The organism is Rhodobacter sp. 24-YEA-8 (assembly GCF_900105075.1).
Classification (GTDB): domain Bacteria; phylum Pseudomonadota; class Alphaproteobacteria; order Rhodobacterales; family Rhodobacteraceae; genus Pseudogemmobacter.
On record NZ_FNSK01000001.1, the window covers coordinates 1,258,728 to 1,282,126 of the forward strand.

The 23,399-nt window shown below is 61.4% G+C and carries 35 protein-coding genes; 30 read left to right on the forward strand and 5 right to left on the reverse strand.

Going from position 1 to position 23,399, the window contains the following annotated elements; translation table 11 throughout:
* Positions 1 to 3 precede the first annotated feature (3 nt).
* From BLW25_RS06340 to BLW25_RS06355, 4 genes are all read right to left on the reverse strand, one after another.
* The gene (locus tag BLW25_RS06340; protein WP_092897404.1) at positions 4 to 198 is read right to left on the reverse strand and encodes a hypothetical protein; all 195 of its coding nucleotides are present in this window, start codon (positions 196 to 198) and stop codon (positions 4 to 6) included.
* The gene (locus BLW25_RS06345) at positions 195 to 461 is read right to left on the reverse strand and encodes a hypothetical protein (protein WP_092897406.1); all 267 of its coding nucleotides are present in this window, start codon (positions 459 to 461) and stop codon (positions 195 to 197) included. The genes BLW25_RS06340 and BLW25_RS06345 overlap by 4 nt, the downstream gene beginning before the upstream one ends.
* Positions 458 to 685, reverse strand: a complete 228-nt coding sequence (locus BLW25_RS06350; RefSeq protein ID WP_143040454.1) for a hypothetical protein — start codon at positions 683 to 685, stop codon at positions 458 to 460. The genes BLW25_RS06345 and BLW25_RS06350 overlap by 4 nt, the downstream gene beginning before the upstream one ends.
* A 238-nt stretch (positions 686 to 923) precedes the next feature.
* On the reverse strand, positions 924 to 1,229 hold the full coding sequence (locus BLW25_RS06355; RefSeq protein ID WP_092897410.1) for a hypothetical protein: 306 nt from the start codon (positions 1,227 to 1,229) through the stop codon (positions 924 to 926).
* A gap of 411 nt (positions 1,230 to 1,640) precedes the next feature.
* Here BLW25_RS06355 and BLW25_RS06360 point away from each other — a divergent pair, with 411 nt between their 5' ends.
* The 24 genes from BLW25_RS06360 (at position 1,641) to BLW25_RS06475 (ending at position 16,383) form a co-directional block, all read left to right on the forward strand.
* Positions 1,641 to 1,868 carry a hypothetical protein gene (locus BLW25_RS06360; protein WP_092897412.1) on the forward strand — a complete coding sequence of 76 codons (228 nt, stop codon included), beginning with the start codon at positions 1,641 to 1,643 and terminating at the stop codon, positions 1,866 to 1,868.
* Positions 1,865 to 2,020 carry a hypothetical protein gene (locus BLW25_RS24285; RefSeq protein WP_171909492.1) on the forward strand — a complete coding sequence of 52 codons (156 nt, stop codon included), beginning with the start codon at positions 1,865 to 1,867 and terminating at the stop codon, positions 2,018 to 2,020. Before BLW25_RS06360 ends, BLW25_RS24285 begins: the two co-directional genes overlap by 4 nt.
* Positions 2,017 to 2,721: a hypothetical protein gene (locus tag BLW25_RS06365; RefSeq protein WP_216279341.1), complete on the forward strand. Its 705-nt coding sequence runs from the start codon at positions 2,017 to 2,019 to the stop codon at positions 2,719 to 2,721. Before BLW25_RS24285 ends, BLW25_RS06365 begins: the two co-directional genes overlap by 4 nt.
* Positions 2,718 to 3,128: an HNH endonuclease gene (locus tag BLW25_RS06370; protein WP_092897414.1), complete on the forward strand. Its 411-nt coding sequence runs from the start codon at positions 2,718 to 2,720 to the stop codon at positions 3,126 to 3,128. The genes BLW25_RS06365 and BLW25_RS06370 overlap by 4 nt, the downstream gene beginning before the upstream one ends.
* Before the next feature lie 9 nt (positions 3,129 to 3,137).
* Complete coding sequence (locus BLW25_RS23905) at positions 3,138 to 4,193, forward strand: hypothetical protein (RefSeq protein WP_143040455.1); 1,056 nt, start codon at positions 3,138 to 3,140, stop codon at positions 4,191 to 4,193.
* Entirely contained in the window at positions 4,190 to 4,528 is a 339-nt protein-coding gene (locus BLW25_RS06385) for a hypothetical protein (protein WP_092897419.1), read from the forward strand. The genes BLW25_RS23905 and BLW25_RS06385 overlap by 4 nt, the downstream gene beginning before the upstream one ends.
* Entirely contained in the window at positions 4,525 to 5,226 is a 702-nt protein-coding gene (locus BLW25_RS06390; protein ID WP_092897421.1) for a DNA methyltransferase, read from the forward strand. Before BLW25_RS06385 ends, BLW25_RS06390 begins: the two co-directional genes overlap by 4 nt.
* On the forward strand, positions 5,227 to 5,460 hold the full coding sequence (locus BLW25_RS06395) for a hypothetical protein (protein WP_092897423.1): 234 nt from the start codon (positions 5,227 to 5,229) through the stop codon (positions 5,458 to 5,460).
* Positions 5,461 to 5,904: 444 nt separating this feature from the next.
* Complete coding sequence (locus BLW25_RS06400) at positions 5,905 to 6,111, forward strand: hypothetical protein (RefSeq protein ID WP_092897425.1); 207 nt, start codon at positions 5,905 to 5,907, stop codon at positions 6,109 to 6,111.
* A complete protein-coding gene (locus tag BLW25_RS06405; protein ID WP_171909493.1) occupies positions 6,108 to 6,749 on the forward strand; it encodes a helix-turn-helix domain-containing protein in 642 nt (213 codons plus the stop codon). Before BLW25_RS06400 ends, BLW25_RS06405 begins: the two co-directional genes overlap by 4 nt.
* A gap of 19 nt (positions 6,750 to 6,768) precedes the next feature.
* Positions 6,769 to 7,353, forward strand: a complete 585-nt coding sequence (locus BLW25_RS06410; protein WP_092897429.1) for a hypothetical protein — start codon at positions 6,769 to 6,771, stop codon at positions 7,351 to 7,353.
* Positions 7,353 to 7,964 (forward strand): transcription termination/antitermination NusG family protein, encoded by a 612-nt coding sequence (locus tag BLW25_RS06415; protein WP_092897431.1) that lies wholly within the window; start codon positions 7,353 to 7,355, stop codon positions 7,962 to 7,964. Before BLW25_RS06410 ends, BLW25_RS06415 begins: the two co-directional genes overlap by 1 nt.
* A gap of 178 nt (positions 7,965 to 8,142) precedes the next feature.
* Positions 8,143 to 8,499, forward strand: a complete 357-nt coding sequence (locus tag BLW25_RS06420) for an HNH endonuclease (protein WP_092897433.1) — start codon at positions 8,143 to 8,145, stop codon at positions 8,497 to 8,499.
* A gap of 81 nt (positions 8,500 to 8,580) precedes the next feature.
* Entirely contained in the window at positions 8,581 to 9,099 is a 519-nt protein-coding gene (locus tag BLW25_RS06425) for a hypothetical protein (protein ID WP_253188248.1), read from the forward strand.
* Positions 9,083 to 10,780, forward strand: coding sequence for a terminase large subunit domain-containing protein (locus BLW25_RS06430; protein ID WP_092897437.1), 1,698 nt, complete (start codon positions 9,083 to 9,085; stop codon positions 10,778 to 10,780). The genes BLW25_RS06425 and BLW25_RS06430 overlap by 17 nt, the downstream gene beginning before the upstream one ends.
* On the forward strand, positions 10,777 to 12,018 hold the full coding sequence (locus BLW25_RS06435; RefSeq protein ID WP_092897439.1) for a phage portal protein: 1,242 nt from the start codon (positions 10,777 to 10,779) through the stop codon (positions 12,016 to 12,018). Before BLW25_RS06430 ends, BLW25_RS06435 begins: the two co-directional genes overlap by 4 nt.
* Positions 12,005 to 12,676, forward strand: coding sequence for an HK97 family phage prohead protease (locus BLW25_RS06440; RefSeq protein ID WP_092897441.1), 672 nt, complete (start codon positions 12,005 to 12,007; stop codon positions 12,674 to 12,676). The genes BLW25_RS06435 and BLW25_RS06440 overlap by 14 nt, the downstream gene beginning before the upstream one ends.
* Positions 12,677 to 12,689: 13 nt before the next feature.
* Positions 12,690 to 14,021, forward strand: a complete 1,332-nt coding sequence (locus tag BLW25_RS06445) for a phage major capsid protein (RefSeq protein ID WP_171909494.1) — start codon at positions 12,690 to 12,692, stop codon at positions 14,019 to 14,021.
* A gap of 56 nt (positions 14,022 to 14,077) precedes the next feature.
* Positions 14,078 to 14,512, forward strand: coding sequence for a hypothetical protein (locus BLW25_RS06450; protein ID WP_092897445.1), 435 nt, complete (start codon positions 14,078 to 14,080; stop codon positions 14,510 to 14,512).
* A gap of 4 nt (positions 14,513 to 14,516) precedes the next feature.
* A complete protein-coding gene (locus BLW25_RS06455) occupies positions 14,517 to 15,029 on the forward strand; it encodes a head-tail connector protein (RefSeq protein ID WP_092897447.1) in 513 nt (170 codons plus the stop codon).
* Complete coding sequence (locus BLW25_RS06460) at positions 15,026 to 15,361, forward strand: phage head closure protein (protein WP_092897449.1); 336 nt, start codon at positions 15,026 to 15,028, stop codon at positions 15,359 to 15,361. The genes BLW25_RS06455 and BLW25_RS06460 overlap by 4 nt, the downstream gene beginning before the upstream one ends.
* The gene (locus BLW25_RS06465) at positions 15,361 to 15,777 is read left to right on the forward strand and encodes a hypothetical protein (RefSeq protein WP_253188250.1); all 417 of its coding nucleotides are present in this window, start codon (positions 15,361 to 15,363) and stop codon (positions 15,775 to 15,777) included. The genes BLW25_RS06460 and BLW25_RS06465 overlap by 1 nt, the downstream gene beginning before the upstream one ends.
* Positions 15,777 to 16,208, forward strand: a complete 432-nt coding sequence (locus tag BLW25_RS06470) for a DUF3168 domain-containing protein (RefSeq protein WP_092897451.1) — start codon at positions 15,777 to 15,779, stop codon at positions 16,206 to 16,208. Before BLW25_RS06465 ends, BLW25_RS06470 begins: the two co-directional genes overlap by 1 nt.
* The gene (locus BLW25_RS06475; protein WP_092897453.1) at positions 16,201 to 16,383 is read left to right on the forward strand and encodes a hypothetical protein; all 183 of its coding nucleotides are present in this window, start codon (positions 16,201 to 16,203) and stop codon (positions 16,381 to 16,383) included. The genes BLW25_RS06470 and BLW25_RS06475 overlap by 8 nt, the downstream gene beginning before the upstream one ends.
* On the opposite strand, the gene BLW25_RS06480 is transcribed toward BLW25_RS06475, so the two are convergent.
* On the reverse strand, positions 16,371 to 16,829 hold the full coding sequence (locus BLW25_RS06480; protein ID WP_092897455.1) for a hypothetical protein: 459 nt from the start codon (positions 16,827 to 16,829) through the stop codon (positions 16,371 to 16,373). The genes BLW25_RS06475 and BLW25_RS06480 overlap by 13 nt on opposite strands.
* Before the next feature lies 1 nt (position 16,830).
* Between BLW25_RS06480 and BLW25_RS06485 the strand changes: the two genes are divergently transcribed.
* The 6 genes from BLW25_RS06485 (at position 16,831) to BLW25_RS06505 (ending at position 23,398) form a co-directional block, all read left to right on the forward strand.
* A complete protein-coding gene (locus tag BLW25_RS06485) occupies positions 16,831 to 17,283 on the forward strand; it encodes a hypothetical protein (RefSeq protein WP_092897456.1) in 453 nt (150 codons plus the stop codon).
* Between the two features lie 2 nt (positions 17,284 to 17,285).
* Complete coding sequence (locus BLW25_RS06490; protein WP_092897458.1) at positions 17,286 to 17,675, forward strand: GTA-gp10 family protein; 390 nt, start codon at positions 17,286 to 17,288, stop codon at positions 17,673 to 17,675.
* A gap of 62 nt (positions 17,676 to 17,737) precedes the next feature.
* Positions 17,738 to 17,860 carry a hypothetical protein gene (locus tag BLW25_RS25205; protein WP_290438665.1) on the forward strand — a complete coding sequence of 41 codons (123 nt, stop codon included), beginning with the start codon at positions 17,738 to 17,740 and terminating at the stop codon, positions 17,858 to 17,860.
* Complete coding sequence (locus BLW25_RS06495) at positions 17,860 to 20,838, forward strand: tape measure protein (protein WP_092897460.1); 2,979 nt, start codon at positions 17,860 to 17,862, stop codon at positions 20,836 to 20,838. Before BLW25_RS25205 ends, BLW25_RS06495 begins: the two co-directional genes overlap by 1 nt.
* Positions 20,838 to 21,638, forward strand: a complete 801-nt coding sequence (locus tag BLW25_RS06500) for a hypothetical protein (protein ID WP_143040456.1) — start codon at positions 20,838 to 20,840, stop codon at positions 21,636 to 21,638. The genes BLW25_RS06495 and BLW25_RS06500 overlap by 1 nt, the downstream gene beginning before the upstream one ends.
* The gene (locus tag BLW25_RS06505; RefSeq protein WP_092897464.1) at positions 21,635 to 23,398 is read left to right on the forward strand and encodes a hypothetical protein; all 1,764 of its coding nucleotides are present in this window, start codon (positions 21,635 to 21,637) and stop codon (positions 23,396 to 23,398) included. The genes BLW25_RS06500 and BLW25_RS06505 overlap by 4 nt, the downstream gene beginning before the upstream one ends.
* Position 23,399: the final 1 nt, after the last annotated feature.

The window sequence follows — 23,399 nt, forward strand, 5'->3', positions numbered from 1 at the left end:
CTTTCAGCAGCATCCCGGCGGGGTGCCGGGGAAGGTGAGGGAGAGAAGGGTGGTCAGCATCATCCGGGCGCTGATCACGACCAGAATGGCGAGGAAGACCACGATTGCGATGGTGGTGAGGTGATCCATCGCCTGCCAGAAGCGGCGCCAGAACAGAAAGCGCCTGACCTCGCGGGCGTAAGAGATGCGCGGGATCATGCGGCCGCTCCCGGATTGGGCGGGTTCACCGCGGCGCCGTTGATGTCGGGCGAGAGAATGGCCTGCAATTCCTCGACGCTGCGATCAGCCAGGCCGGGGTGGATGCTGGACAGCGCGCGGATGCGCGGGCCGAGGCCTTTGCCGCTGGCGGGTTGCAGGCGCAAATGCCCGCCATGGATCACGGTCTCGGGGCGGGTCTCTGCCAGATGCGGCATCCAGCGGCCCTCGGGCGAGACCGTCTCGTAATACCAGCGGGCGCTCATGCGGCACCGCCGGGGTGCTGATCGAGGCGGCGGTTGCTCAGCCCGGCCTCGGCCACGCTGCTGGGCAGCTGGAGGATTATACAGTCAACCGGGACACCTGCCGATTTCAGGACGTGGCGGGCTTTGCGCTCCTGAAAGGCCTGCTCGGCGGGCGAGAGCGCAGGATCGGGGCGCGCCAGCATCCGTCGGGCGCGCTCGATCTGGGAAGGGCGATAGTCGGGCACGGGTGGCCTCCATCGGGTTGCGATGGGGGTGGACATTGATCTGAAAAAATCAGACTGTCAATCTTGCAATCTGATTTTTTCAGACAGAATTATGCCGCATGATGGTCGCATATCTCAGCGCCACTCGCGCTTTGCGTGAGCGGATGAATGGGAGGAGAGGATTTGAGGATCACGATTCGGCTGATCGTGCTGCTGCACAAACTTGGGATAAATCCGCAGCGAGTCCTGTGGCCGATTGTCAGTTGGCGCGCTGGAGAGCGGCTATCAATGCGAGCTGAACGTCGCCGGGGAGCGGAAGCATCTCACCGATGATGACGAAGTTTGGGCCCACTCGGGCGTTTCTGTAGAGATAATCAAGCACTTGGAATGATGGCGCGCCGGTTTTTTCTTGGTAGTGGTAGGTCTTTGGATTGATGTTCAGTAGCGCGGCGAAGTCTTTTTGTTGTTCGGCCACAAGTGACCTGGCTGCGCGGAGCCGCAGCGCTATCGCTTCGGGAGATGTGTCTCGGAAGCGCGCGATGCGCTCTTTTTCTTCGATATCCATGACCCGACTTCTAACGGTTTGATCTGAAAAAATCGAACAGCATCGCAATCTGATCTTGACGATCTGAAATAATCAGATTGTAAGATGCGGTATGTATCAAAATGCTCGCTCCTTTATCGATGCTCTTGGTGGCTACCGCGCGGTGGCCGCTCGGCTTCGCATGGGATCCTCGACGCTTCATGGATACGTGACAGCAGGCTCCCTGCCTCCGCGCTGGTATTCGGCGCTACTGGCTCTTGCGTCAGAGATTGGGGTCGAGCCACCGCCTCGCTCCCTGTTCTCCTTCGAAGTGCTCCCTCCTAAAGATGAAAAGGACGCTGCGTGATGAAGCACACAGCGCCCTCGTCCCTTTCCCATCCAAACCCGGTTGATCGCGTCTCCTGCGCTCAACATGGGGAAGGACCCACACAAATGTCATGGTCAAAAGTTTTTGAGCCTCGCTCTTTCCGGGCGCGGTTCGCCGGTTTCTGGTCTGATTTCCTTCACGAAAACTACCGTAACCCCGAAGAGGTCTCGGTGGCGTTCGGTGTCCGGTATCAGACCGCGCTGAACTGGTGGCAGGGGATCAACAGGCCCTCGGGTGATGTCGTGGCGCTGGCTGGTCGCCCGTTCCAGGACTTCCTGGAGGGCAGAGGATGATCTGGCTTCTGGGAGCAATCAGGGCAGGGGTCAGCGCCGCGATCATGGCGCTGACCGGCGTTTCGTTCGTACCCAGGGAGGCAGCCAGCAGGCTGATCCCGCTGCAAAAGTTTTTGACCAGAGAAATTGAGCGCCGGAGGGCGGGTCAGTGACCGCCGCTGCGCCCAAGGGTCAAAACGTCTCGACGGCCGTCATGCAGCGCAGGGTCGAGCCGCATGACAGCCTCGACGATTTCCCGACGCCGCCTTGGGCAACGCGCGCCCTGTGTGAGTGGCTTAAGATTTCGGCTGAGTGTGCTGAGGAACACCCTTTGATGCTCGCCGCTCGCGAGCCCTGCGCCAACAGAGGGCACATGGTGCGGGTGCTGTGTGAGTATTTTGCGACTGTCGATGCCGCTGATGTCCATGATTACGGCGCCGGGTTTCCGGTGCGCGATTACCTGTTCGGGCCGGATCCCGAACTGGTCGACTGGACCGTGATGAACCCGCCTTTCCGCCTGGCTGAGCAGTTCATCCAGCGCGGCCTGCGCACCAGCCGGCACGGCATCGCAGTGATCGTCCGCAGCGCGTTCCTTGAGGGCGTTGGTCGGTATCGCGACCTGTTTTCGGTAATGCCGCCGTCGGATGTTCTGCAATTCACGGAAAGGGTGCCGATGCATCGCGGCAAGCTGGCGGGGCCGGGCGGCACAACTGCCACGGCCTATTGCTGGATCATCTGGCGGTCGCGGTATCAGGGCTCTGTAACCCGCTTCCGCTGGATCGCGCCTTGCCGGGGCAATCTTGAACGGGACGGCGATTATCCGGCCGAGCCGGGCGAGTTCGCGCCGGTTGATGCTGGGGCGGTGCTGATATGACCCCGACCGCCCGCAAGCACCCGGAATGGATCGGCAAAACGCCAGACACGGCTGTGCCATCGTGGGTCAAATCCCGCATCCTCGATGCGCAGGATGGTCGCTGCGCGGAATGCCGCAATGATTTCTGCGCACAGCTGCGCCCGGAATTCGATCACATTACCGCCCTGATCAATCTGGGCGAGAACCGCGAGAGCAACCTGCAGGCGCTTTGCGGCCCATGCCACGGCAAGAAAACCGCCGCCGATGTGGCGCTCAAGGCGAAGGTCGCCCGCGTTCGTGGAAATCACCTCGGCCTCAAGCCGAAGTCCAGCCGACCGGTCGGCGGGCAGAACGCGAAAAACTTCATAATTCAGCCGGGTGGCAGGGTTCTTCACCGCGACACCCGGGAACCCGTCACCAGACGATAGGGGGCCGATATGTCAGATCATCCCGAGCAAAACACCGGCGCAGATCTCACTGTAGCCGCCGCCGGCGCAGGTTTGGGGGAGGGTGGTTCCTCCGCCATCCCCGGCCACCACCCTGGGGCGCTCGCCGCTGCGGCGTCCTCGGCCGGACTGGCTGAAAGGGCGCTACCCTCACCCCCCACGCCCGAGGGCGACCTGATCAGCATTCCGCGCGCTTTGATCTCGGTCTGGTATGACGCGGCGGGTGAACTGCTTCAGGAGTGCGACGACTGGCTCAAGCTGAAGCGTGGCAACCATCCGTCTGCCGAGGGTCTGAATTTTGGGGAGACTGAGCGCCGCCGTGAAATCGGTCGCCTGCTCTTTCTCGACCTCGCCTGGCTGTCTGGCGGCAGTGAACTGGATCAGGCTCCTGCTCGTCTCGCCTCTCTCCCCGCCTCTCAGGCACAGGGGGAGGCGGCTCTGCGTCGAGCAGAAGAAAAGGCCGCCGCCTTGCAAGGTGGAGATGCTGGCGACGGCCACAGCACTGTTTACAACAGCGCACATCAGAGTGCCGACAGGTCAAATGTGTCTTTGACACAGATCAAGTCTGTTTGTCTGGTTCCCGCCGCCCCCGCGCCGGTCAGCACCGGGGTGGATCTGGAAGCGCTGCTGGATGATGTGTGGAATGTCGCCGTCGAACAGGCTGCTGTGGTCGCGCGCAGCTGCGTCCATATGACCCCAGATCCTGACAATGCGATCAGGATCATGCTGAACGGACGCAAGAAGCTGCACCCCGCCAGTCAGGTTGCCATCACCACCCTCCGCTCCCGCCCTGTCGGGGAGGTGAAGCCGGGGCCGGTTCGCGCTCTTGAATGGGAAGGCAAAAACGGCTTCTGGCGCGCTGACGATCTGGTTGGTGGCTTCTTCGAGGTCACCCATGTCAATGGCGCCTTCCACATGTGCCGGATCGTCCATGGCCATGCCAACAAGATGATCCCGTATGTCAGCTATGACGCAGCTACCGCCGCCGCGCAGGTCGAGCATGATCGCCGCATCCGCGCCGCCCTGACAGAGGGGGAAGCGGGATGAAGGCTCAGGACTTTATCGCAGATCGCTTGCAGGCCTGCCTACCTGATGGGGTGCCGCCCGCATATCGCGAGATCGTTTCTGCATCCTTTGAGGGATCAGGCGCGAACCGTAAGGCGGTAGCGGATCTGATTATGATCGACGGCCATCCCGCCACGGTCGAAATCAGCACTTGGGGCCTTATGCCTCAGCGATACACAAGCCTGCCCGGCGGCCACCTTTCATTCGAGGATGGCCGATGGCAGCGTATCAACCCGGAAACGCTTGAGCCTTTTCCAGCGCAGGGTGACTTTCTCGCCACCCTCACCGCCCCCAGGGAAGGGGAGGAGCGGGAATGAGCATCATTCGCGAAGAGCGCATAGGCGACTGCAGGCTGATCCTGGGTGATGCCACAAAGATCGCGCCCATCCTGTTCGGCTTCGACAGCATCGTGTCCGATGTTCCCTATGGGATGGGGTACCAGAGCGGGCATGCCACCGATGACCTCTGGGGCGAAGAGCGCGAGATCAGGGGCGACCGCGACACGCGCGCCCGCGATCTGATCTGCCTTTTCTCCGATCAGGTACCAACGCTGGTTTTCGGCACATGGAAGATTGATCGCCCAAATGGCACCCGTCAGGTGCTGATCTGGGACAAGGGCGGTGCGCTCGGTATGGGCGCCCTGGATATTCCGTGGAAGCCTGATCACGAGGAAATCTATGTTCTCGGCAAGGGCTTCACCGGACGGCGTGATTGCGGCTCGGTCCTTTACTGCCCGCCGGTCCAGAGCATGGCGAAAAACGGGCGCCAGCACCCGAATGAAAAGCCGGTCGGCCTCATGTCTATGCTGATCGCCAAGGTGCCTGGCGTGATCCTTGACCCATTCATGGGATCTGGATCCACGCTGGTCGCGGCGGCGCGCGCAGGGCGGAAGGCAATCGGGATCGAGGTTCATGCCGGGCATTTCGAAACCGCTTGCCGCAGGCTGCGGGAGGCATATCGCCAGCCGGTCGATATGTTCACCCTCACCGCCCCCAGGGAAGGGGAGGAGCGCTAGATGGGTGATCTGGAACTTTGGCAAAAGGAAGTTGTCGCCTGGCTCATGTCGGGCGATCCGGTCCGGTTTGGGTGCAACGCGCTCAATGGCGAGGTGATGGACTTCATGGCCGGCCTGCAAACGAGCGGCCATGTCACTATGCAGGACATGGGGCTGGAGCAGGAAACGCGCATGGAGGCGCGATGGACTGGACTGCCCTTCTCCCTCCCCACCCACGACAAGGGGAGGGGGTGAGATGGTGCGCAACAAAAAAGCCGCCATCGCGACATGCGCAAGGGCGGCTCTCTCGTCACTGAAAAACAAGCTCAACAGGGAAATCGTAAACACCAACAATAACCGCAATTTAGAGGCGATTTGGTGCTCGGGAAAGATGGCATCGTTGCGTAGGCAAAACTGCCCATGGGAAAGAAACGGGGCGCCCCATTCCCTGAGCGCCCCGGTCGGTCAGGGAAGACGACAGGCCGAGGGAGATTGCGGCCGCCTGATGTTCAAACAGGTGGTGACTAAATTGGTTCCCATACGGGCGATCCAAAAAAAACCGGGACGCAGCTCGGCGCCCCGGCAGTCATACAGGCAGTTCAACAGACAGGTCACGGGACAGTGTGACGGTCTGATGAGACAACGTGTGGTGGGCGGGTTGGTTCCCACCTCAACCTGTTGTGAACAGGGGGATGAGGCATGAACCGCGCCTATTCCTCATGGGATGCCTTTGCGGCTGAGCTGCGCGAGGCGATGGGGTTCGATCTTCGCAGCGCTGCCGGCGAGGCGCGGCGGCATGAGGCCACCAAAATTCAACGCATGAGACGCCTTGAGCGGCCCGGTGATGTGCCGGGCGCGCTGGTTGAAGGGCGCTGCGAGGATGTAACGGAAGGGGGCAGGCTTTGAGCCACGCTGCCACAAACTGGCTTTCTACGCTCCGGGCGGATGAGGTTTCTCATGCCGAGTTCCGGGTGCTGTTCCATCTATGCGACTGTCACAACGCTGCCCAGGGGTGCTTCCCGACACAGAAGTTTCTGTCCGGAGCGTGCGGGATGGCTCGCTCGACGGTCAACGTCGCGCTGGCAAACCTCGAGGAAAGGGGCCTGATCCAGCGGCACCAGAGCATTGATGAGCGCACCCGGCGCCAGCGCCCGACCCGCTACATCCTGGGCTTTGAGATGAGCGAGGCACAAGAGCCGGGTCCGAAATCCGGACACGGAAAATCGGCCAGTCCGCGTCCGGCAGACCGGACACGGGCCGTGTCCGAAATTTCGCAAAAGCCGTGTCCGGAAATCAGCAAAAGCCGTGTCCGGGCTGTCGGACACAAACCAGTAAATAAACCCGTAAGGGAACCGGGCGCCGCGAAACCGGACACGGGTTTCGATGATCAGCGCGAGGTCGAGGTTCTGGCGTGGTGGGCTGAGAAGATCGAGGCAGGCGGGTTCATACCGCAGTCAGCGATTTCACCGGCTCAGGCTCAGAAGATGATCGGTCTTTCAATGGTCAACGCCGAGCAGCTGAGAGCTGTCGGGATTTCCTGCTGAGAAAAGAAAGGGGGCAGAGATGGAAAGCGATGCGCTGAAGGCAGGCAAGGAACGGGTCAGAAAGCTTCTGGTCGAGCCGCTGACCGCCCGTGGGCTGAAGCGGGCAGGCGGGGCGACCGTCGCGCAGCATGAAGCCACGATGGAAGGGCTGGCCGCGCGTCTGGCCTATATGTCTGCCGAGAACCTCGGTGCGCTGGCCGATGTGGTCGAGCAGCACGGGCAGGGCAAGCACAAGGATCGCTGGCCGTCTGAGGTGGTGATCTGCAACTGGGCGCGTCAGCTTCAGGAGCCGCCGCCCTCTGACAGCCGGTTCGTCACCACGTACCTGCGCAGCCGCGTAGGGCGGCAGGCGCTGGCCGAAGGGTGGGCGGTAGAGCTGTATCTCTCCATCAAGAAGTTCGGCCAGCCACCGAATGGGTTCGTGGTCAAAACCCTGAAAGATGAGGCTGATGCGTCGAAGCGCCGTCGCGGCAGGATCGAGGCAGAAAGCCGGTTCGGCACCGTGGCGCCTGCGGATCGCCAGTGGCTCGAATGGTATCACATGGTTGAGGCGCGTGTCGCGGCCATCATGGATGCGCAGGATACGGAAGGGGATGTGGCGTGATGATGTCGGGGAATTTCAGGATCGGTGATGTTGTGCCGGTTTCGACGGATAGGGCAGCGATCTTCACGCCGGGCAAGCCGGATTGGTACGCGCTTCGTGTCGCGCCGCAGCGTGAGGATGAGGCCGAGGCGTGGTTGGGGATCAGGGGTGTCTCCGCATTTCATCCGGTACTCGCCCGACAAGTGCGTCGCCATGGCATTTTGCGCGAATACCATCGCCGCTACCTGCCTGGCTATGTCTTCGCACGCTTCAAGGGTGAGCCGTTGCCGCATCGCGTCATGTCCTGCCCATGGATCATTGGTGCTTTGTGCCTATCAAATGGTGAGTGGGGCGTGCTGGAGCGCTCCGGCCTTCGCAAGATCCATGCGATGCGCAAGATTGATGCGGGCCAGCGCGATGCCAGGGCAGCCTTGCGGGCGCGCCGCCTTGCTGAGGCTCGGTTGCGATCTGGCGATGGCGTCATGTTCCGTTCCGGGCCGTTTGCTGGCTTCCGCGCTGAGGTAGTGGAGCTGAAGGCAGAGGGCGGTGCTATGGTGAAATTCGAGCTGTTCGGGCGCGAGACACTGATTGCCGCGACCGATGATGCACTGATCCCTTTGAAGCCCAGTTGACAGGGGTGAATCACGCCGTCTATCTTCCGTTCCCATAGCCTCACGCTGACCGGCCCTCTGCCATTGCAGACAGCGCCCCAGCTGCTGGGCGGCGGGGATGGGTTACACGCCTGTCTGACACGCCTGAATAGCGCCCGGAGCAAACGCTCTCGGGCGTTTTGCTTTATCCGGGGTGACCATGGGAAGGTTGAAGCAAGCGCCATCGCGCTTCGTCGCCGCGCCCGGTAGGCTCGGCTCGGCGCCTCAGTCAGAGGCGGAGCGATCCCGACAGCGCCGCATCCAGTCGCCCTGGCGCAACTGGTACAACACGGCTCGCTGGAAGGATCTCCGCTGGGATGTGCTGGAGAGTGCGCTCTTTACCTGCGGTCGCTGCGGTCACCTTGAAGGCGATACGTCAAAGCTGGTTGCCGACCACATCATTCCCCATCGCGGTGATGAGGGCCGGTTCTGGGATCGGTCGAACCTCCAATGCCTCTGCAAGGGCTGTCACGACCGGGTCAAGCAGGCCGAAGAGCGGCGCGGTCTGCACGGCTGACCGGACAGGGGGGGGTATCAAAAGTCTGGGGGCCTCGCGGCCGGAGACCCGCGCCCCCCTCAGCGAGGGATTTTTTTTCTGATGGCTGGTGAAAATCTGGGGGCTGAGGGCTTCCGCAACCTCTTTGGGGAGACGTGGCTGGCTGCTGACAAGCGGCGTGGTCGCCCGGCTTTTGAGTGGACGGAAGAAAATTCTAACAAAGTCAGTATGTTGCTTGCGGCTGGTTGGTCGAATGAGCGGATCGCGGGCGTGATCCTCGATCCTCGCACCGGGAAATCCATCTCGGTGCCGACGCTGAAGCGGCATTTTAGATCCGAGCTCCAGATTCGTGATGCAGCCCGTGATCGTCTCGATGCAGAGCGCCTGATGCGGGTGTGGAGCAATGCCCAGACCGGGAATGTCGGCGCAGAGCGCTTATTCGTTCAACTCCTCGAGCGCAATGACCGGATGGAATCGGAGCGTAAGCTGGCCGCGAAGCCGAAAGACAGCGCGCAGCCGAAGGTCGGTAAGAAGATCGTCGATGAGCAGAAGGCGCTGGATGCAGACGACGCCCTGGCTGCCCAGCTGAATCTTGAGGCCGGCAATGCCCGACGGCATTGAACCGCTGCCGCGCTTTGCCTGTCCGGACTGGTGGGAAAAGCTGCAGCGTGGCGAAACGCCGATGGCGGATGTGCCGCTCAATCAGGAGAAGGCGGCGAAGGTGCTGGCCTTCTTCAACCGGCTGCGGTTGCCCGATGTCGCTGGAAATCCGCCGCTGGCCACGGCCTGCGGTGACTGGTTCAAGGATCTGCTGGTGGCGTTTCTTGCCAGCGAGGATCCGGAAACGCACCGTGATCTGGTCTGGGAACTGCTTTGCGCGGTGCCCAAGAAGAATTCGAAATCGACCTATGCTGCGGCCCTCGGCCTGACCGCGCTTTACATGGAGGATGCGCCGAACCGGCAGATGCTGCTGGTGGGGCCCAGCCAGAACATTTCGGAACGCCTGTTCGGCCAGGCCACCGGGATGATCGATCTCGATCCCGTTCTGGTGGACATCTTCAAGGTGCAGACGCACCTGAAGACGATCACCCGGCGCAAAACCGGCACTGCGCTGGATGTGAAAACCTTCGATACTTCGATTGTGACCGGGGAGATCCCGGTGCTGACCATCCTCGACGAGCTTCACGAGCTGGGGAAAAAGGCCAAGGCTGCGAAGGTGATGCAGCAGATCCGGGGTGGGGGCATCACTAAGCAGCGCGGCAAAGTGCTGATGATAACCACCCAGTCGGACGAAACGCCGGCGGGGATCTGGAAGACCGAATTGGACAAGGCTCGCGCCATCAGGGACGGCAAGGGCGGCAAGTCGCCGATCATGTTGCCGGTTCTCTATGAGTTTCCAGAGGTGTTGCAGCGCGACAAGTCCTATTGGCGCGACAAGAAGAACTGGCCGCTGGTGCTGCCGAATTATGGCCTTTCGATTGATGAGCAGGCCCTCGAGGACGATTACGACAACAACGGCAAGGTCTCGAAAGAGGCGGAGCAGATCTGGGCCAGCCAGCATCTCAATATCGAAATCGGTGTTGGTCTTGGCGGCTCGGCATGGTCCGGCGCTATGCACTGGGAAGAGGCGGTCTGCGAGGGACTGACCCTCGATGATCTGCTCGACCAATGCGAGGTCTGCACCATCGGTGTCGACTGGGGCGGGGCCGATGACCTTGCCGCGCTCGCGGTTCTCGGTCGGCGCAAGGTCGATAAGGTCTGGCTTCTCTGGGTTCGCGCCTGGGCGCGGCCATCGGTTTTTGAACAGCGCCCGAAGATCGCGCCGCAGTTGAGGGATTTCGAGGCGGATGGCGATCTGAAGGTTGTCGCCACCGGTGAAGAACAGGCGGCCGAGGCGGCAGCGATCTGCGCGAAGATCTGGTCGGCGGGGAAGCTTCCGGAAGCCTCTGGCATCGGCCTCGATAGTGCCGGCATCGCCTTGCTGTTTGACGCTCTGACCGCGCTCGATATGACCGATCCTCTTGTGCAGGCGGTCAAACAGGGATGGGCGCTGCAAACCGCGCACCAGACGCTGCCGCTGAAACTGGAATCGAAACGCCTGTTGCATTGCAACCAACCGCTCCTGAACTGGTCAGTTGGGAACGCGAAGCAGGAACTGGTCCGGAACAACTACATGGTGACCAAGGAAGCCTCGGGCGCAGGTAAGATTGACCCGCTAATGGCTGCGCTGGATGCCGCAATGCTGATGTTTCTCAACCCCGTCGCCGCTGGTGGTCGCTCATTTTGGGAGGATGGTGAATGAACCTCTTTCGCCGGTTTCTCCGATCTGAAGGCAAAAGCGCAATCGGCGGCGATGGAACCACTTCGGCAGGCCTTCGGTCGCAAGACGAGGTGTTCAGCGTCACGCCGATGAGGGCGCTGGAAATTTCCACGGTTCTCGCCTGCGTCCGCACCATTGCGCAGGGCGTGGCTCAGGTTCCGTTCCGCCTCTACCGGTCTGACGGCAAGCACCGGTTACCGGTCTCGGCGAAGGATCACCCTCTGGCGCGGATGCTGTCGCGTAAGCCGAACGGCTGGATGACCAGCTTCGAGTTGCGTGAGACGCTGATGTATCACGTCTTGCTGACCGGTAACGCTTATGTCTGGATCAACCGCGCTGGAGGCAAGATTTACGAGCTGATCGCGCTCCAGCCGGACCAGACCGAGGCCGAGTTCGACAAAGCAAACATGGCCATGCGCTACCGGACCACGCTTCCGAACGGCGCACAAAAGCTGCTGGACCAGACTGAGGTCTGGCATCTGCGCGGCCCATCCTATGATGCGCAGCTCGGGCTGAACATCATCCGTCTGGCGCGGTCTGTGATGCAGTTGACCATGGCGGTCGAGAAGTCGCAGCTCGACACCCAGAAGAGCGGGGCGCAGCCCGGCGGCATCTATTCGATCGATGGCAACCTGACGAAAGAGCAGTTCGAAGGGCTGCGCGCCTGGCTGATGAAGTTCCAGCCGGGGCAGGAGCTTGCCGGGCAAACCATGATCCTCGACCGGGGTGGCAAGTTCCAGACCGCAAAGATGACCAGCGCCGACGCTCAGGTGATGGAAACTCGCAAGTTCCAGATCGAGGAGGTGTGCCGACAGTTCGGGGTCATGCCGATCATGGTGGGCCACGCGGACAAGACCGCGACCTATGCCAGCGCCGAACAGATGTTCCTCGCCCATGTCGTTCACACGCTTTCGCCCTGGTATCAGCGGATCGAGCAGAGTGCCGATGCCGCGCTGCTCACCGACGACGAGCAGGACCAGGGCTTGTACACCAAGTTCACCGCCAATGCGCTGATGCGCGGCGCGGCCAAAGATCGTGGCGATTTCTACGCAAAGGCGCTCGGCTCAGGCGGCACCAAAGGCTGGATGAGCCAGAACGAGGTGCGCGAGCTGGAAGAGCTTAACCCCAGCGACGACCCGGACGCGGACAAGCTTCCGCAGCCGACCAATGCCGCGCCCGGCGCGCAGCCCGTAACGGAGAGGCAAGATGGACAGGATTGAGGTCAAGTTCTCGACCGAAGACATGGATGCCAAAACCGGGGAATTCTCGGGCTATGGCGCGGTCTTCGGCAATGTGGACAGCTATGGCGATGTGATCGCGCCCGGCGCCTTCAAGGCCAATCTGCGGGAGTGGGCAAAGGCTAAGAAGCTGCCGCCGATGCTGATCCAGCATGGCGGATGGATGATGGGCGACATGGACGCGCTGCCCATCGGCATCTGGACCGAGATGGAAGAGGATGACACTGGCCTGAAGGTGAAAGGCCGGATCATCAATCTGGACACCGAGCGCGGCAAGACGATCTACGGCGCCATGAAAGAGGGCGCGCTGGACGGCATGTCGATCGGCTATCGGGCGAAGAAGTTCACCCTCGGCACCAAGCCGGAAGAGCCGCGCCGGAAGCTGGAACAGATCGAGCTGTTTGAAGTCTCGGTCGTGACCTTCCCGGCGAACGGCAAGGCGCGGGTCGCTGCGGTCAAATCGGCCGAACAGATCAAGACCATTCGTGATTTCGAGGACTTCCTGCGGGATGCAGGCGGGTTCTCCAATGCTGCGGCGAAGGCGATTGCCTCGCGCGGCTTCAAGGCTGCGGACCCTCGGGATGAGGACGGGGCTGATCTGGCGGCGATGCTGCGCCGCAATATCGCAACTCTGTCCTGATAAGGAGGCAATCATGCCGTTGGACAATATGGAAGAAATCAAGTCCCTGATCGAAAAGCAGGGCAAAGGCTTCGAGGCATTCAAGGAAACCGTTGAAGAGCTGAAGAAGTCGGACGGCCTGACCGGCGAAAAGCTGGCGAAGATCGAGAAGTCTCTCGATGATGCGGTCGAGGCCAAGGCCGGGATCGAGGCGAAGTTCGCGGCAGAGGCCAAAGCCCGCGAGGAACTGGAAGCCAAGCTCAACCGCATGGGCGTGCAGGTTGACAGCGAGGACGAGGCGAAGGCTGTCGTCAATCTCGCCGAGTTCAATAATGTGCTCGGCTCGGTTTCGCGCGAGCGGTCCAAATCCTTCGACCCGCTCGACCGCAAGGGCTATGGTGAATACAAGGCCGCGCTCGACAAGTTCTTCCGGCAGGGCAAAGACAACCTGTCGCATGACGAGCTGAAGACGCTCTCGGCGGGGTCCGATCCCGATGGCGGCTATTTCGTCACCCCGGACCTTTCGGGCCGCGTGGTGACCAAGGTCTTTGAAACCTCGGTGCTGCGTCAGCTCGCCTCGGTGCAGACGATTTCGGTCGATGCTCTGGAAGGGATCGAAGATCTGGACGAGGCCGGCGCAGCCTATGCCGATGAACGCAGCACCTCTGGCGACGACAAGACGCCGAAGGTTGGCAAGTGGAAGATCCCGGTTTTCTGGATCGATACTGAGCCCAAAGCGACCCAGCAATTGCTGGATGATGCCTCGGTGAATATCGAGGCATGGCTCGCGGGCAAGGTCTCGGACAAGTTCGCGCGCTTCGAGAATCGCGAATTCGTGGCCGGCAGCACGGGGAAAATCCGTGGGCTGACCAGCTATGAGACCGTCGCCGATGATGGCGAGGGTGTCGATTGGGGCAAGATCGGACATGTGCTGTCGGGCGCCAATGGCGGCTTCGGCAGCTCTGCCCCGGCTGACAAGATCTTTGATCTGATCGGCACCCTGAAATCAGCGTATCTGACCGGCGCCACCTTCCTGACCCGTCGGCAGGTGATCACGGCGATCCGCAAGCTGAAGGACAGCACCGGCCAGTATCTCTGGCAGCCGTCGCTGGTTGCCGGTCAGCCGGAGATGCTGGCGGGCTATCCCATCGCCCGTGCCGAGGATCTCCCGAAACTGGCGGCAGGCTCCCTCTCGCTCTACTTCGGGCAGTTCGCCACGGCCTATCAGATCGTGGACCGCCAGGGCCTGCGCACCATGCGCGATCCCTTTACTTCCAAGCCCTTCGTCAAGTTCTATACCACCCGCCGCACTGGCGGTGGTGTGGTGAACTTCGAAGCGATCAAGGCGATGAAGTTCGCAGCCTGATCCGGCGCGGCCCTTCGGGGCCGCACCTTCCCCCATCATTTTCATAGGAGGGTGCCATGCACGGCATCACTGACAACCTGGAAATCCGGGTCGTGGGCGCACCGGTTGCGAACGGCTCCGGCATCAACAACGCTTCCGCCATCATCGATATGGCCGGCTATGAGAGCGTGGCCTTTGTCGCGACGATCACCGACAGTGCGGCAACCGGGGTTGCAACCCTGGCGATCCAGTCGAGCGATACGGATGGCGCCGCTGGCATGGAGGCTGTTGAAGATACGACTGCGACCGTGACCTCGGCGGCGGACGATGACCTGAACAGCCGGGCCCTGCTGTCGGAAATCCGCAAGCCGGGCAAGCGGTTCGTCCGTGCGGTGCGGACCTCTGCCACGGCCAACATCGCTTATGGAAGCGTGATTGCGATCCTGACGCCTCATCGCCGCCCCGCCGAGAAGGGCGCGACCGTGGCTGGCGCGGCCTTCGTGTCCGGCTGACACAATGAACATTCCTGTCCGCACGAAAGCGCCCGCTAATCCGGTCGTATCTCTTGAAGACCTCAAACTGCACCTTCGGGTGGAGGGGGGTGATCAGGACGATCTGATCAAGGATCTGGAGGTATCCGCCGTCTCGATGCTCGACGGTTATCGCGGCGAGCTCGGGCGCTGCATCATGGAGCAGGAATGGTCCGTAAGCTTCGGCGAGGCGGGCACATTCCGCCTCCCGTTCCCTGACGTGTCTGCGGTCAGCGCGAAGGATGGCGCGGGCAATGAAGTCGCGGCCAGCGTGGCGCAGGATGCGCTTGGCTCGGTTGTAACCATTGCCGCACCTGCGACAGTCGCTATGACCATTGCACTACCGGACGATGCGATAGGGATGGCGCGGATCCTGGTGAAGATGCTTGTAGGCCATTGGTTTGAAAACCGTGAGGCAGTCATCACCGGCACCATCTCGACAAAGTTACCACTCTCCGCCGAATCGCTGATCGAGCGGCTGCGGGTTTCGCGCCTATGACCGCCGGCAAACTCGACCGCCGCGCCCTGTTTCAGTCGCCGGTCTCCGGAGATGATGGCTACGGCAATCAGGTGACCGGCGAGTGGAAAGACGAATTCACCCGCTGGGCAGGGGCGCTGTTTCTGAAAGGCGGTGAGGCTGTCCTTGCCTCCCGGCTGGAAGGCAAGCAGCCCGTCGTCGTCACCGTGCGCGCCGACAGCGACACAGCGCGGATCACGCCGGAATGGCGCTGCGCGATAGACGGACGGAATTACAATATCCGGGAGATCCCGAGGCGGTCGGACAATCGGCTATATCTGGAATTTCTTGCTGAGAGCGGGGTGGCCATCTGATGCCGGGTCTTGATCGCGTGAAGGCGAAGCTGCGCAGTCATGCGAAGGCCGCCATTGAGGCCGGTGTCGTAGAGGCGCGCAAGCAGGCTGAGATTATCGCCGGGCTGGCCCGGGCCTTCGCGCCGGCCGAGGAACTGGACCTGGTGAAATCGATCCGGGTCGAGGGCGCTTCGACCGTGGTCACGCGGCGCGGTGGCGAACAGGGCTTTGTCGGCGTGGTGGTGAAAGCTGGCAGCGAAGCCACGATCATCACCAACAAGCAGGGCCAGCGGTTCCAGAACGCCAAGCTGCAGGAGACGGGAACGCAGGACATGCCCGCGAACCCCTATTTCAACCCGGCTAAGCGGATGCGGCGCAAGCAGGCGAAATCCGCCATCGGGCGCGCGGTCAATAAAGCGTGGAAGGCAGGCAGCTGATGGCCTCACCTTCTCTGGAATTGCAGGGGGCAATCGTCGAGGCAGTGCGCGCGGATACACGTCTCAGCCTTCTGATCGGCGGGATCTATGACCGGGTGCAGCGCGGGGCTGACGGATCACCTCTGCCGACTGTCTGGGGTGATGCGCAGGGCTATATCAGCTTTGGCCCCGAGGATGTGGTGTCAGAGGAAGGCGGCTGCGTCGCGCTCGATGATGTCTCGATCCAGCTTGATATCTGGTCGCGCCAGCCGGGCCGGGTTCACTGCAAGCAGATCATGCACGAATTGCGGCGGGTGATGCGCGGTATCGCAACCACGGAAAACCCCATTGTCAGCCGGTCAGACCCGTTCTCGCAGATCGTTCGCGACCCGGACGGCCTGACCATGCACGGGATCTTGCGCTATGAATTCGGGATGGAATGGCATGGCTAAAGCGATCTTTCACCGAGAGTTTCACTATACCAGCCGGAAGGTGAATGCCGGCTGGTCGGTGAAGGCCAGCCCGAAGCCGCAGACATTTCCGCGCGAGTTGATCGACGGGGCGGTGGTGGCAGGGGTGGCTAAAGAGGTTCTGCCGAAAAGGTCAGTGGGCGATCAGTTGGAATAGGATTCTGCCAGCTTCGCGGCGGCAACGTCAGTAGCGTGCTTCATTTGATCAAGTGCTGAAATGCAAAAGCCGACATCATCATACGGCTCCCTGTCTATACCTTTTGCGGCCTTAAATACCTCATCGTACCTGATGAGAGCTTTGTCTCGGCTGTTGTACATATCTGTGTAGGTGGCGATGCCAAAGTCACGATGCATTGACCATAGTGTGCGCGCCTCGCCCTCCATTGCTTTCTCACAGTGGGCCTGAAAGGCTACGTATACGACTGCCTCATCATCAAGTGCGCGTATTGCGCTGGTCACAGCATCTAGACGCTCATCGGCCAAGGCCACAGCCGATGAGGCGCACAATGCCAGAAGTGCAACAGTACCAATCGCCTTCAAATCTTTCCCTCCATCCGCCGCCCGATCCGGGCGGCTTTCTTCAATCCAGCCATAGGAGATCAAAATGGCAGCACCTGTCCATGAGGAATATGAAGAGCTCGTTGTAGAGTTCTCCGAAGATGACGGCACCACCTGGGCGCGAAACTGCGTCCTCATGGGGGTCGAAGTTTCGCGCACCACGGCCAGCTCAGAGGTAGAAACTGTCGCTGATTGCGCCGACGAGAGTAAACCGAACAACATGAGCCGCCGGGTTCAGTCTGTTTCGGTCAGCGTCTCCGGCACCGGCAACTGGACGCAGGGCGGCTATGATAAATTCCTGAAGAAGTTTTATGCCGGTGACAGCTCTCCGATGCTCGCCCGGATCGGCAACCTTGCTGCTGCCGTGGGCGATATCGAATACGAGCAGGGGCCGATCATCATCGGCTCGCTTGGTCAGGCGCGGGTCAAAGGTTCGGTGGTCACCGCCTCGGTCGAGATCCAGTTCGCCACCACGCCGACCACCAAGATCAAGGCCTGACCATGGCAGAGCCGAAAATCATCAACTGGGCATGTGGGGAACATCCCTTCATGCTCAGGATCGGCGAGGCTGAGGCTCTGGATGACCTGACCGAAAACGGTGTGGCCGATTTCCGCTTCCGTTGCCGGGATGGTGTGGCGCGCGGCTCGCTTGGCTATTCGCCTGTGCGCACCCGCGAGGTGATCGATTGCCTGCGCCTCGGCCTCATTGGTGGCGGCATGGAGCCGGAGGCTGCCCGTAAGCTCTCCCTTCGTGGCATGGAAGAGGGCGAGTTCTCGGAGCTGGTGATGATCTGCTTTGAGGTCGTCAGCGATTTCCATCGCGGCAAGGCCTATGACCAGCCGGAAAAGCCGGCGGCGGTGGAGGCAACGGAGACGGGCGAGAGCGCATAAAGTTCTCGGCCATCTACGGCAATGGCGCCCTGATGGGCTTCACGCCGCAGCAGGTAAAGCAAATGTCCCTCTGGGAATACACCTGCGCTTTCACCGCCTGGGCCAAATTCCACGGGGCCACCGGCGGCAAATCCGACATGAGCATGAGCATTGAGCGCCTGCGCGAGCTGGGGGTTGAAGAATAATGGCAGCAGAAGATGGCCTCGAACTCCCGGTAGGGCTCACCGAAAAGCAGTTCCTGCAACAGGTGGCCCGGCTCGAAAACCGTCTGGCAAAGATGGAAGGGGAGACGATTACCCGGTTCAAAAAGGTAAATTCGGGGATCTCGAAGACCTTTGACGATCTGGAAAACCGGGTCAGCAAGAATTTCCGTGGCATCGCCGCCGCGCCGTTGGCGGCGATCACTGCCGCCCTGGGCGCGGGGCAGATCATCAAGCTGACCGGCCAGTGGACCGATCTGACCAGCCGCGTGAACCTTGCGGCTGGCAGCATGGAAAAGGGCGCTGACGTCATGCAGCGCGTCAGTGAGATGGCCCGGCGCACCTATTCGGATCTGACCCTGACGGCGGAGGGCTATATGGCATTCTCGACCGTGCTGACTGATCTCGGCGTGGCGACGAACAAGCAGCTCGACTTCGTGGAAAGCCTGAACAATGCGCTGGTCGTCTCCGGTGCAAAGGGCGAGACGGCGGCCCGCGTCATGGACGCGCTGTCTAAGGCCATGGCACTCGGCAAGCTGTCGGGTGACAACCTCAATACGGTGATCGCCTCAGGAGGCCGGGTGGCCCAGGCGCTGGCTCAATCCATGGGTGTCACCACGCTGGAACTGCGCAAGCTGGGCACGGATGGCAAGATCGGGCGCGCAGAGCTTCTGAACATCACAAGCCAGATGGAGAAGCTGCGCACCGAAGCGGCGGAAATGCCAGCGACCATTCAGGATGGCTTCATGCTCCTGAACAATGCGCTGCTGGAATATATCGGGCGCGGCGATGAGGCGGTCGGGATCTCGGCTATGATTGCCGATGCGCTGATCATCATCGCGGACAATTTCGAAGAGGTCGCGGATACGGCGCTGAAAGCTGCCGCCGTGATTGCGGCTGCGTTCATGGGCAGGTCGATTGCCGGTATGATTGTCGGCCTCGGCTCGGCAACCGGCGCAGTGACAAAGCTGCTCGCGGCTCTGCGGGGCGCGTCCACGGTTTCCGGGTTCGCCGGCGCACTGACCAGTCTTGGCGCGGCGGCCGGTCCGCTTGGCATGATCCTGGGCGGTGTTCTGGCCGGAGGGCTGATCTATTTCGGCGGGCGCGCGCGGGAGGCAGAGCGCACCTCCGAGGACTTCCGGAAGGAGCTTGAGCGCCTTGGCCTCTATGCACCGAAGGTGGTTGAAGCCAATGAGGCGGTTGCGAAGTCCATCGATGAAATGACCAGCCAGGAGAAGCTGCGTCAGATCCGTTTGCTTCAGGAGGGTCTCGACGCCCTGCGGGGCGGCGGTATCTTTGACAATAGCGAGCTGGACAAGATCCTTGCAGAGGCCCGCAAAGGGGTCGGCATTGAAGCCGGCTGGATCGGATGGAGCGCGTTTGAAAGCGGAGATAAGGAAGCGCTGAAGCGAATTCGCGAGATTGGCTTCGCTTACCAGGCCTCTGAGGTATCCGCGCAGGAATTCCACGCAGAGGCGGCCAAAATACTCGACATGGATATGAGCAGCCAGGCTCGTAAGCTTGCGGAGGAGCTGGTCGATGTCGCAGCACGGGCAGATGCAGGAGCGACGGCCTTGGGCGCGTTGGGTCGCACCCCAGGCTTGAGGGAGGCGGAAGATCAGCTTCAGGCACTTAAGGAAGAATTGATTCGTATTCGCGATGTAAGTGGTTTTGACGCAGAGATCACAGACGCCATGACGCGCATCATCGGTCAACTTGAGCGCGCAGAAATCACCGCCGAGCAGGCTGAGGCCGCCATGAGGGAGCTTGGTGCTGTTGAGGATATTTCCACGAGCATCGTCGCGGCGACGATTAAAATTATCGAAGAGTTTCAGGCGAGCGAGAGGTCAGCCGAGAGTGCTCGGTCTGCGATTGAGGCAATTGCTGATGCATACCCTGATGTCACTGGTCTCCTTGATACGGTCGCGCCAATTTTCGCGATGCTGGCCAGTCTGAGACTTGAGGCGCTTGCTACGGCGGAAGCTGTTGCAGCTGCGGTGCGCGCAAAGGTTGCCGAGGAAGGCTATGCCTCTATGGGGGGTGGCACGGATCGCGGGGCTGAAGAGCGCCGCAAAGCTTACCTTGCCCGGCAGGAGGAACAGGCAGCACTCAAGGCCTATACCGCAGAACAGGACCGCCAGAACAATCTGACGCGGGATCAAATCGCACTTGAGAAAGAGGCCGCTCAAGTCAGAAAAGAAATGATCGAAGCGGGTATTGCCCGCCCTGATCAGGACACCGTCAACCAGATCGCTGAAGGTCGCCTCGCTGCCGATGAGGCTCGTCGTGATGCTGGAAAAAAAGGCAAGGGCGGCGGCAAGGGCAAGAAAGACAAAGACGACAAGAAGCTCGAAGGCCTGATCGAGGATCTGAAGACCGAACGCGAGATCCTCGATGAATGGTATAAAGAAAATCTCAGGCTCCTCGAGGAGGCCAGCGAGAAAGAGCTTGAGATCCTCGGTGGCCGGGACGCTGCCAAAGAACGCCTCGAGGAAGAGCATCAGGAACGGATGAAGCGGATCAAGGATGCCGCGAACCAGTTCAACCTTCAGCAGGCCCTCGGTGCCGGTGCCGATGTGCTTGGCGCCATGGGGGCGTTTAACAAGAAAGCGCTCAAAATGTCCCAGTCATTCGCTGCGGCGGAGGCTTTGGTCAGCGCTTATCAGGGTGCCGCCGAAGAGCTCAAGAAGGGTGTGCTGGGTATCAAAACCGGTGCCCTGGTTCTCGCGAAAGGCTTTGCCTTCGCAGCTGCGATCCGTGGTGTCAGTGAGGGCGGCGGTGGTGGTGGCCGAGGCGGCGGGGCCAGTTCGGCCCCTGAGGCCCCCGCCCAGTCTGCCAGCAAGGTCGCGAATTACCAGATCAGCGGCGATGTACTGGGCAAGCAAAGCACCGACGCGCTCTTCCGACAGATCAATGAAGGCGTGAAGGATGGCTATACGATCCACAATGTGGAGTGGGTCTGATGATTTACATGACCGAGGAATATGCGGCTGACAGCGTGCTGTTTGGCTGGCCACTGACCCATGCCCGGATCCTGTGGGATAAACTGCCAGGCACCATAAGCGCCAGCAGTTCGGCAGACGGGCGACCTGCTGAGCGTGCAGGGCAAATCGACACGGCCAGCTGGTGGCAGCCTGTCACCGCGCCGGGCTGGTGGCAGATCACCTATCCGTCCCCGAAGCTGGTGGATTCTGTCGGGATCGCCGCACATGACCTCGAGGGCGTTACGGTAACTGTTTCGGGCCGCATTGCGGGTGTCTGGTCCGCTCTGATCACGATGACGCCTGAGGATCGCTCGGCGCTTTTGCTGATGTTCCGGGCGGTCGAGGTCGAAGCTGTCCGGATCACGATCAGCGCGCCCCAGCGTGTCGGGGTGATCTACACTGGCAAGGCACTCACCATGCCGGTGGATGGCTATGTCAACATGGGCGCCCTGGATCTCGGTCGCACCGCGACACTCACAAGCTATGTCAGCGAGGGTGGTCAGCTTCTGAAGCGCTACCTGCAACGCACCGGGCTGTCCGGCTCGGTCGCATGGGAGCAGATCCGGGAGCCATGGTATCGCGAGCATTTCGACCCGTTTGTTTTACGCGCCATGACAGAGCCCTTCTTCCTGGCCTTCCGCCCCCGGCGCGGCCTGAAGGATTGTGTCTATGCCTGGGTGGATGACGTGATTTCGCCCGCGCGCATGGGTGTCCAGAACTTCATGTCGGTGAGCTTCGACATTCAGGCCCATGCACCGATGCCGGGAGGTCAGCAGTGAACGAACCGGTTCAGATCGTAGAAATCTGGCAGCCACGTTGCAGCCTGCGGTGGGGTGTGGGCGCTTGCCCGGCGACGCTGGCAGACGGGCCGCGCTGCTATAACTGCCATGGCACCTGTCCGGTGAAAGCGGCCTATCGCGGTGATGGCTCGATCACATGGCGCTTTGTGAAAGAGGGACAATACCTGCCGCCGCTCTATGAGCGTGACGGCGAGCATATAAAGACCGACCCGTTGCCGCTGCTGGTTGGTGCAAACGCCAGATCATCGCGGGTAAACATCGGCTCGCTGCGGGATGGAGAGAAGCCGCTGGGGATCACCGGCCGGGCCTCGGTCCAGTTTCTGGATGCGCCGTTTGATGACTATGTCGGCGACTGGTATGTGGCCGAACGCGCCGCGCGCCGGGGGAATTTCTGGCCGAAGTTCGTGGCCCGCAATCCGTTCCAGGCGAATATGCGGCTGACGATTTACGAGGGTCTGGCCGGCCAGCCATTGGCCGATATGGAAAAGCGGCTTTATCTGGTCGAGGGTATCGACGGACCTTCCTCGGATGGCAGGGTGTCGGTATCGGCAGTCGACCCGCTGCGGCTGGCGGATGACAAGCGGGCCAAGTTTCCGCGCGAGACCGAGATCGAGGTCTTTCAGGATTTCGACGACAGCACCGCCACGGTGCGCGTGGTTGCGAGCCTCGCCGCCGATATGACTGACCCTTTCGGCAATACCGCGACCCGCTATCTGACCATCGGATCCGAAATTGTCGGCTATACTGGCCAGACCGATGAGGGAGACGGGCGGTACTTGCTGACCGGCGTCACGCGCGGCACCCTCGGCACCGCGGCGGCCGGCCACAGGGCAGGGGATAAGGCGCAGCGCGCCGGGCATTTCGAGCTGATGGACGCTTGGGATATCGCCTTTGATCTGGTGACAAATCACACGCCGATCCCGAATGAGTTTGTCGACAAGGCGCAATGGGATGCCGAGGCTGGGGTCTACCTTCAGGGCTACCAGTTCAGCCGCACGGTTCCCGCGCCCCTGCCGGTCAACAAGCTGCTGGGCGAACTGATGCGGGATGGCACCTTCTATGTCTGGTGGGATGAGCGCGCCCAGACGATCCCGCTCAAGGCCGTGCGCCCCGAGATTGCGACCCGGACCATATCGGATGCCGGGGATTTCGTCGCGGGATCGATCGATATCGAACGCAGGCCTGATGAGCGGATCAGCCGGGCCGTGGTCCACTTCGGGGTGATTGACCCGACCAAAGGCGACAGCGGAGAGAATTACCGTCACAAGCGGGGACGCATTGAGGCCGATGCCGAGAATGAGGATGGCGGCGCCGAGATCATGGAGAAGGTGATTTTCTCGCGCTGGATCATCTCTGACACCCATGCGCGGGAAATGCTCCAGCGCCTGCTGGCGCGCTTTGCCTATACCCCGGTCTATCTCCCGGTGACGATGGTCGATGACAGTCTCCTGATTGGCGATGTCGCGCAGGTCAGAACCCGGCTGATCACCGACACCGAGGGGGCGGAGGAAGTGCTTCGCTGGCAGGTGATCGAGGCGCAGCGCGTGAAGCCGGCGGAAACCACGCGCTACCTGCTCCAGCAGTTCATTTACCAGTCCAGCCGCTATGCGGTCTGGATGGCGGATGACGCCCCCGATTTCCCCGAGGCGGACGAGACGTTGCGCGATATGGGCGGCGCCTGGTGGGCCGACGAAAACGGGAAGATGCCTGACGGCTCTCCCGGCTATCTTTGGCAATGAG

What these genes read in the sequence shown, in the direction of transcription:
- BLW25_RS06340 (WP_092897404.1), bottom strand. Translation starts at nt 198, where the DNA reads ATGATCCCGCGCATCTCTTACGCCCGCGAGGTCAGGCGCTTTCTGTTC.
- BLW25_RS06345 (WP_092897406.1), bottom strand. Translation starts at nt 461, where the DNA reads ATGAGCGCCCGCTGGTATTACGAGACGGTCTCGCCCGAGGGCCGCTGG.
- BLW25_RS06355 (WP_092897410.1), bottom strand. Translation starts at nt 1,229, where the DNA reads ATGGATATCGAAGAAAAAGAGCGCATCGCGCGCTTCCGAGACACATCT.
- BLW25_RS06360 (WP_092897412.1), top strand. Translation starts at nt 1,641, where the DNA reads ATGTCATGGTCAAAAGTTTTTGAGCCTCGCTCTTTCCGGGCGCGGTTC.
- BLW25_RS24285 (WP_171909492.1), top strand. Translation starts at nt 1,865, where the DNA reads ATGATCTGGCTTCTGGGAGCAATCAGGGCAGGGGTCAGCGCCGCGATC.
- BLW25_RS06370 (WP_092897414.1), top strand. Translation starts at nt 2,718, where the DNA reads ATGACCCCGACCGCCCGCAAGCACCCGGAATGGATCGGCAAAACGCCA.
- BLW25_RS23905 (WP_143040455.1), top strand. Translation starts at nt 3,138, where the DNA reads ATGTCAGATCATCCCGAGCAAAACACCGGCGCAGATCTCACTGTAGCC.
- BLW25_RS06385 (WP_092897419.1), top strand. Translation starts at nt 4,190, where the DNA reads ATGAAGGCTCAGGACTTTATCGCAGATCGCTTGCAGGCCTGCCTACCT.
- BLW25_RS06390 (WP_092897421.1), top strand. Translation starts at nt 4,525, where the DNA reads ATGAGCATCATTCGCGAAGAGCGCATAGGCGACTGCAGGCTGATCCTG.
- BLW25_RS06395 (WP_092897423.1), top strand. Translation starts at nt 5,227, where the DNA reads ATGGGTGATCTGGAACTTTGGCAAAAGGAAGTTGTCGCCTGGCTCATG.
- BLW25_RS06400 (WP_092897425.1), top strand. Translation starts at nt 5,905, where the DNA reads ATGAACCGCGCCTATTCCTCATGGGATGCCTTTGCGGCTGAGCTGCGC.
- BLW25_RS06410 (WP_092897429.1), top strand. Translation starts at nt 6,769, where the DNA reads ATGGAAAGCGATGCGCTGAAGGCAGGCAAGGAACGGGTCAGAAAGCTT.
- BLW25_RS06415 (WP_092897431.1), top strand. Translation starts at nt 7,353, where the DNA reads ATGATGTCGGGGAATTTCAGGATCGGTGATGTTGTGCCGGTTTCGACG.
- BLW25_RS06420 (WP_092897433.1), top strand. Translation starts at nt 8,143, where the DNA reads ATGGGAAGGTTGAAGCAAGCGCCATCGCGCTTCGTCGCCGCGCCCGGT.
- BLW25_RS06425 (WP_253188248.1), top strand. Translation starts at nt 8,581, where the DNA reads ATGGCTGGTGAAAATCTGGGGGCTGAGGGCTTCCGCAACCTCTTTGGG.
- BLW25_RS06430 (WP_092897437.1), top strand. Translation starts at nt 9,083, where the DNA reads ATGCCCGACGGCATTGAACCGCTGCCGCGCTTTGCCTGTCCGGACTGG.
- BLW25_RS06435 (WP_092897439.1), top strand. Translation starts at nt 10,777, where the DNA reads ATGAACCTCTTTCGCCGGTTTCTCCGATCTGAAGGCAAAAGCGCAATC.
- BLW25_RS06440 (WP_092897441.1), top strand. Translation starts at nt 12,005, where the DNA reads ATGGACAGGATTGAGGTCAAGTTCTCGACCGAAGACATGGATGCCAAA.
- BLW25_RS06445 (WP_171909494.1), top strand. Translation starts at nt 12,690, where the DNA reads ATGCCGTTGGACAATATGGAAGAAATCAAGTCCCTGATCGAAAAGCAG.
- BLW25_RS06450 (WP_092897445.1), top strand. Translation starts at nt 14,078, where the DNA reads ATGCACGGCATCACTGACAACCTGGAAATCCGGGTCGTGGGCGCACCG.
- BLW25_RS06455 (WP_092897447.1), top strand. Translation starts at nt 14,517, where the DNA reads ATGAACATTCCTGTCCGCACGAAAGCGCCCGCTAATCCGGTCGTATCT.
- BLW25_RS06460 (WP_092897449.1), top strand. Translation starts at nt 15,026, where the DNA reads ATGACCGCCGGCAAACTCGACCGCCGCGCCCTGTTTCAGTCGCCGGTC.
- BLW25_RS06465 (WP_253188250.1), top strand. Translation starts at nt 15,361, where the DNA reads ATGCCGGGTCTTGATCGCGTGAAGGCGAAGCTGCGCAGTCATGCGAAG.
- BLW25_RS06470 (WP_092897451.1), top strand. Translation starts at nt 15,777, where the DNA reads ATGGCCTCACCTTCTCTGGAATTGCAGGGGGCAATCGTCGAGGCAGTG.
- BLW25_RS06475 (WP_092897453.1), top strand. Translation starts at nt 16,201, where the DNA reads ATGGCTAAAGCGATCTTTCACCGAGAGTTTCACTATACCAGCCGGAAG.
- BLW25_RS06485 (WP_092897456.1), top strand. Translation starts at nt 16,831, where the DNA reads ATGGCAGCACCTGTCCATGAGGAATATGAAGAGCTCGTTGTAGAGTTC.
- BLW25_RS06490 (WP_092897458.1), top strand. Translation starts at nt 17,286, where the DNA reads ATGGCAGAGCCGAAAATCATCAACTGGGCATGTGGGGAACATCCCTTC.
- BLW25_RS25205 (WP_290438665.1), top strand. Translation starts at nt 17,738, where the DNA reads ATGTCCCTCTGGGAATACACCTGCGCTTTCACCGCCTGGGCCAAATTC.
- BLW25_RS06495 (WP_092897460.1), top strand. Translation starts at nt 17,860, where the DNA reads ATGGCAGCAGAAGATGGCCTCGAACTCCCGGTAGGGCTCACCGAAAAG.
- BLW25_RS06500 (WP_143040456.1), top strand. Translation starts at nt 20,838, where the DNA reads ATGATTTACATGACCGAGGAATATGCGGCTGACAGCGTGCTGTTTGGC.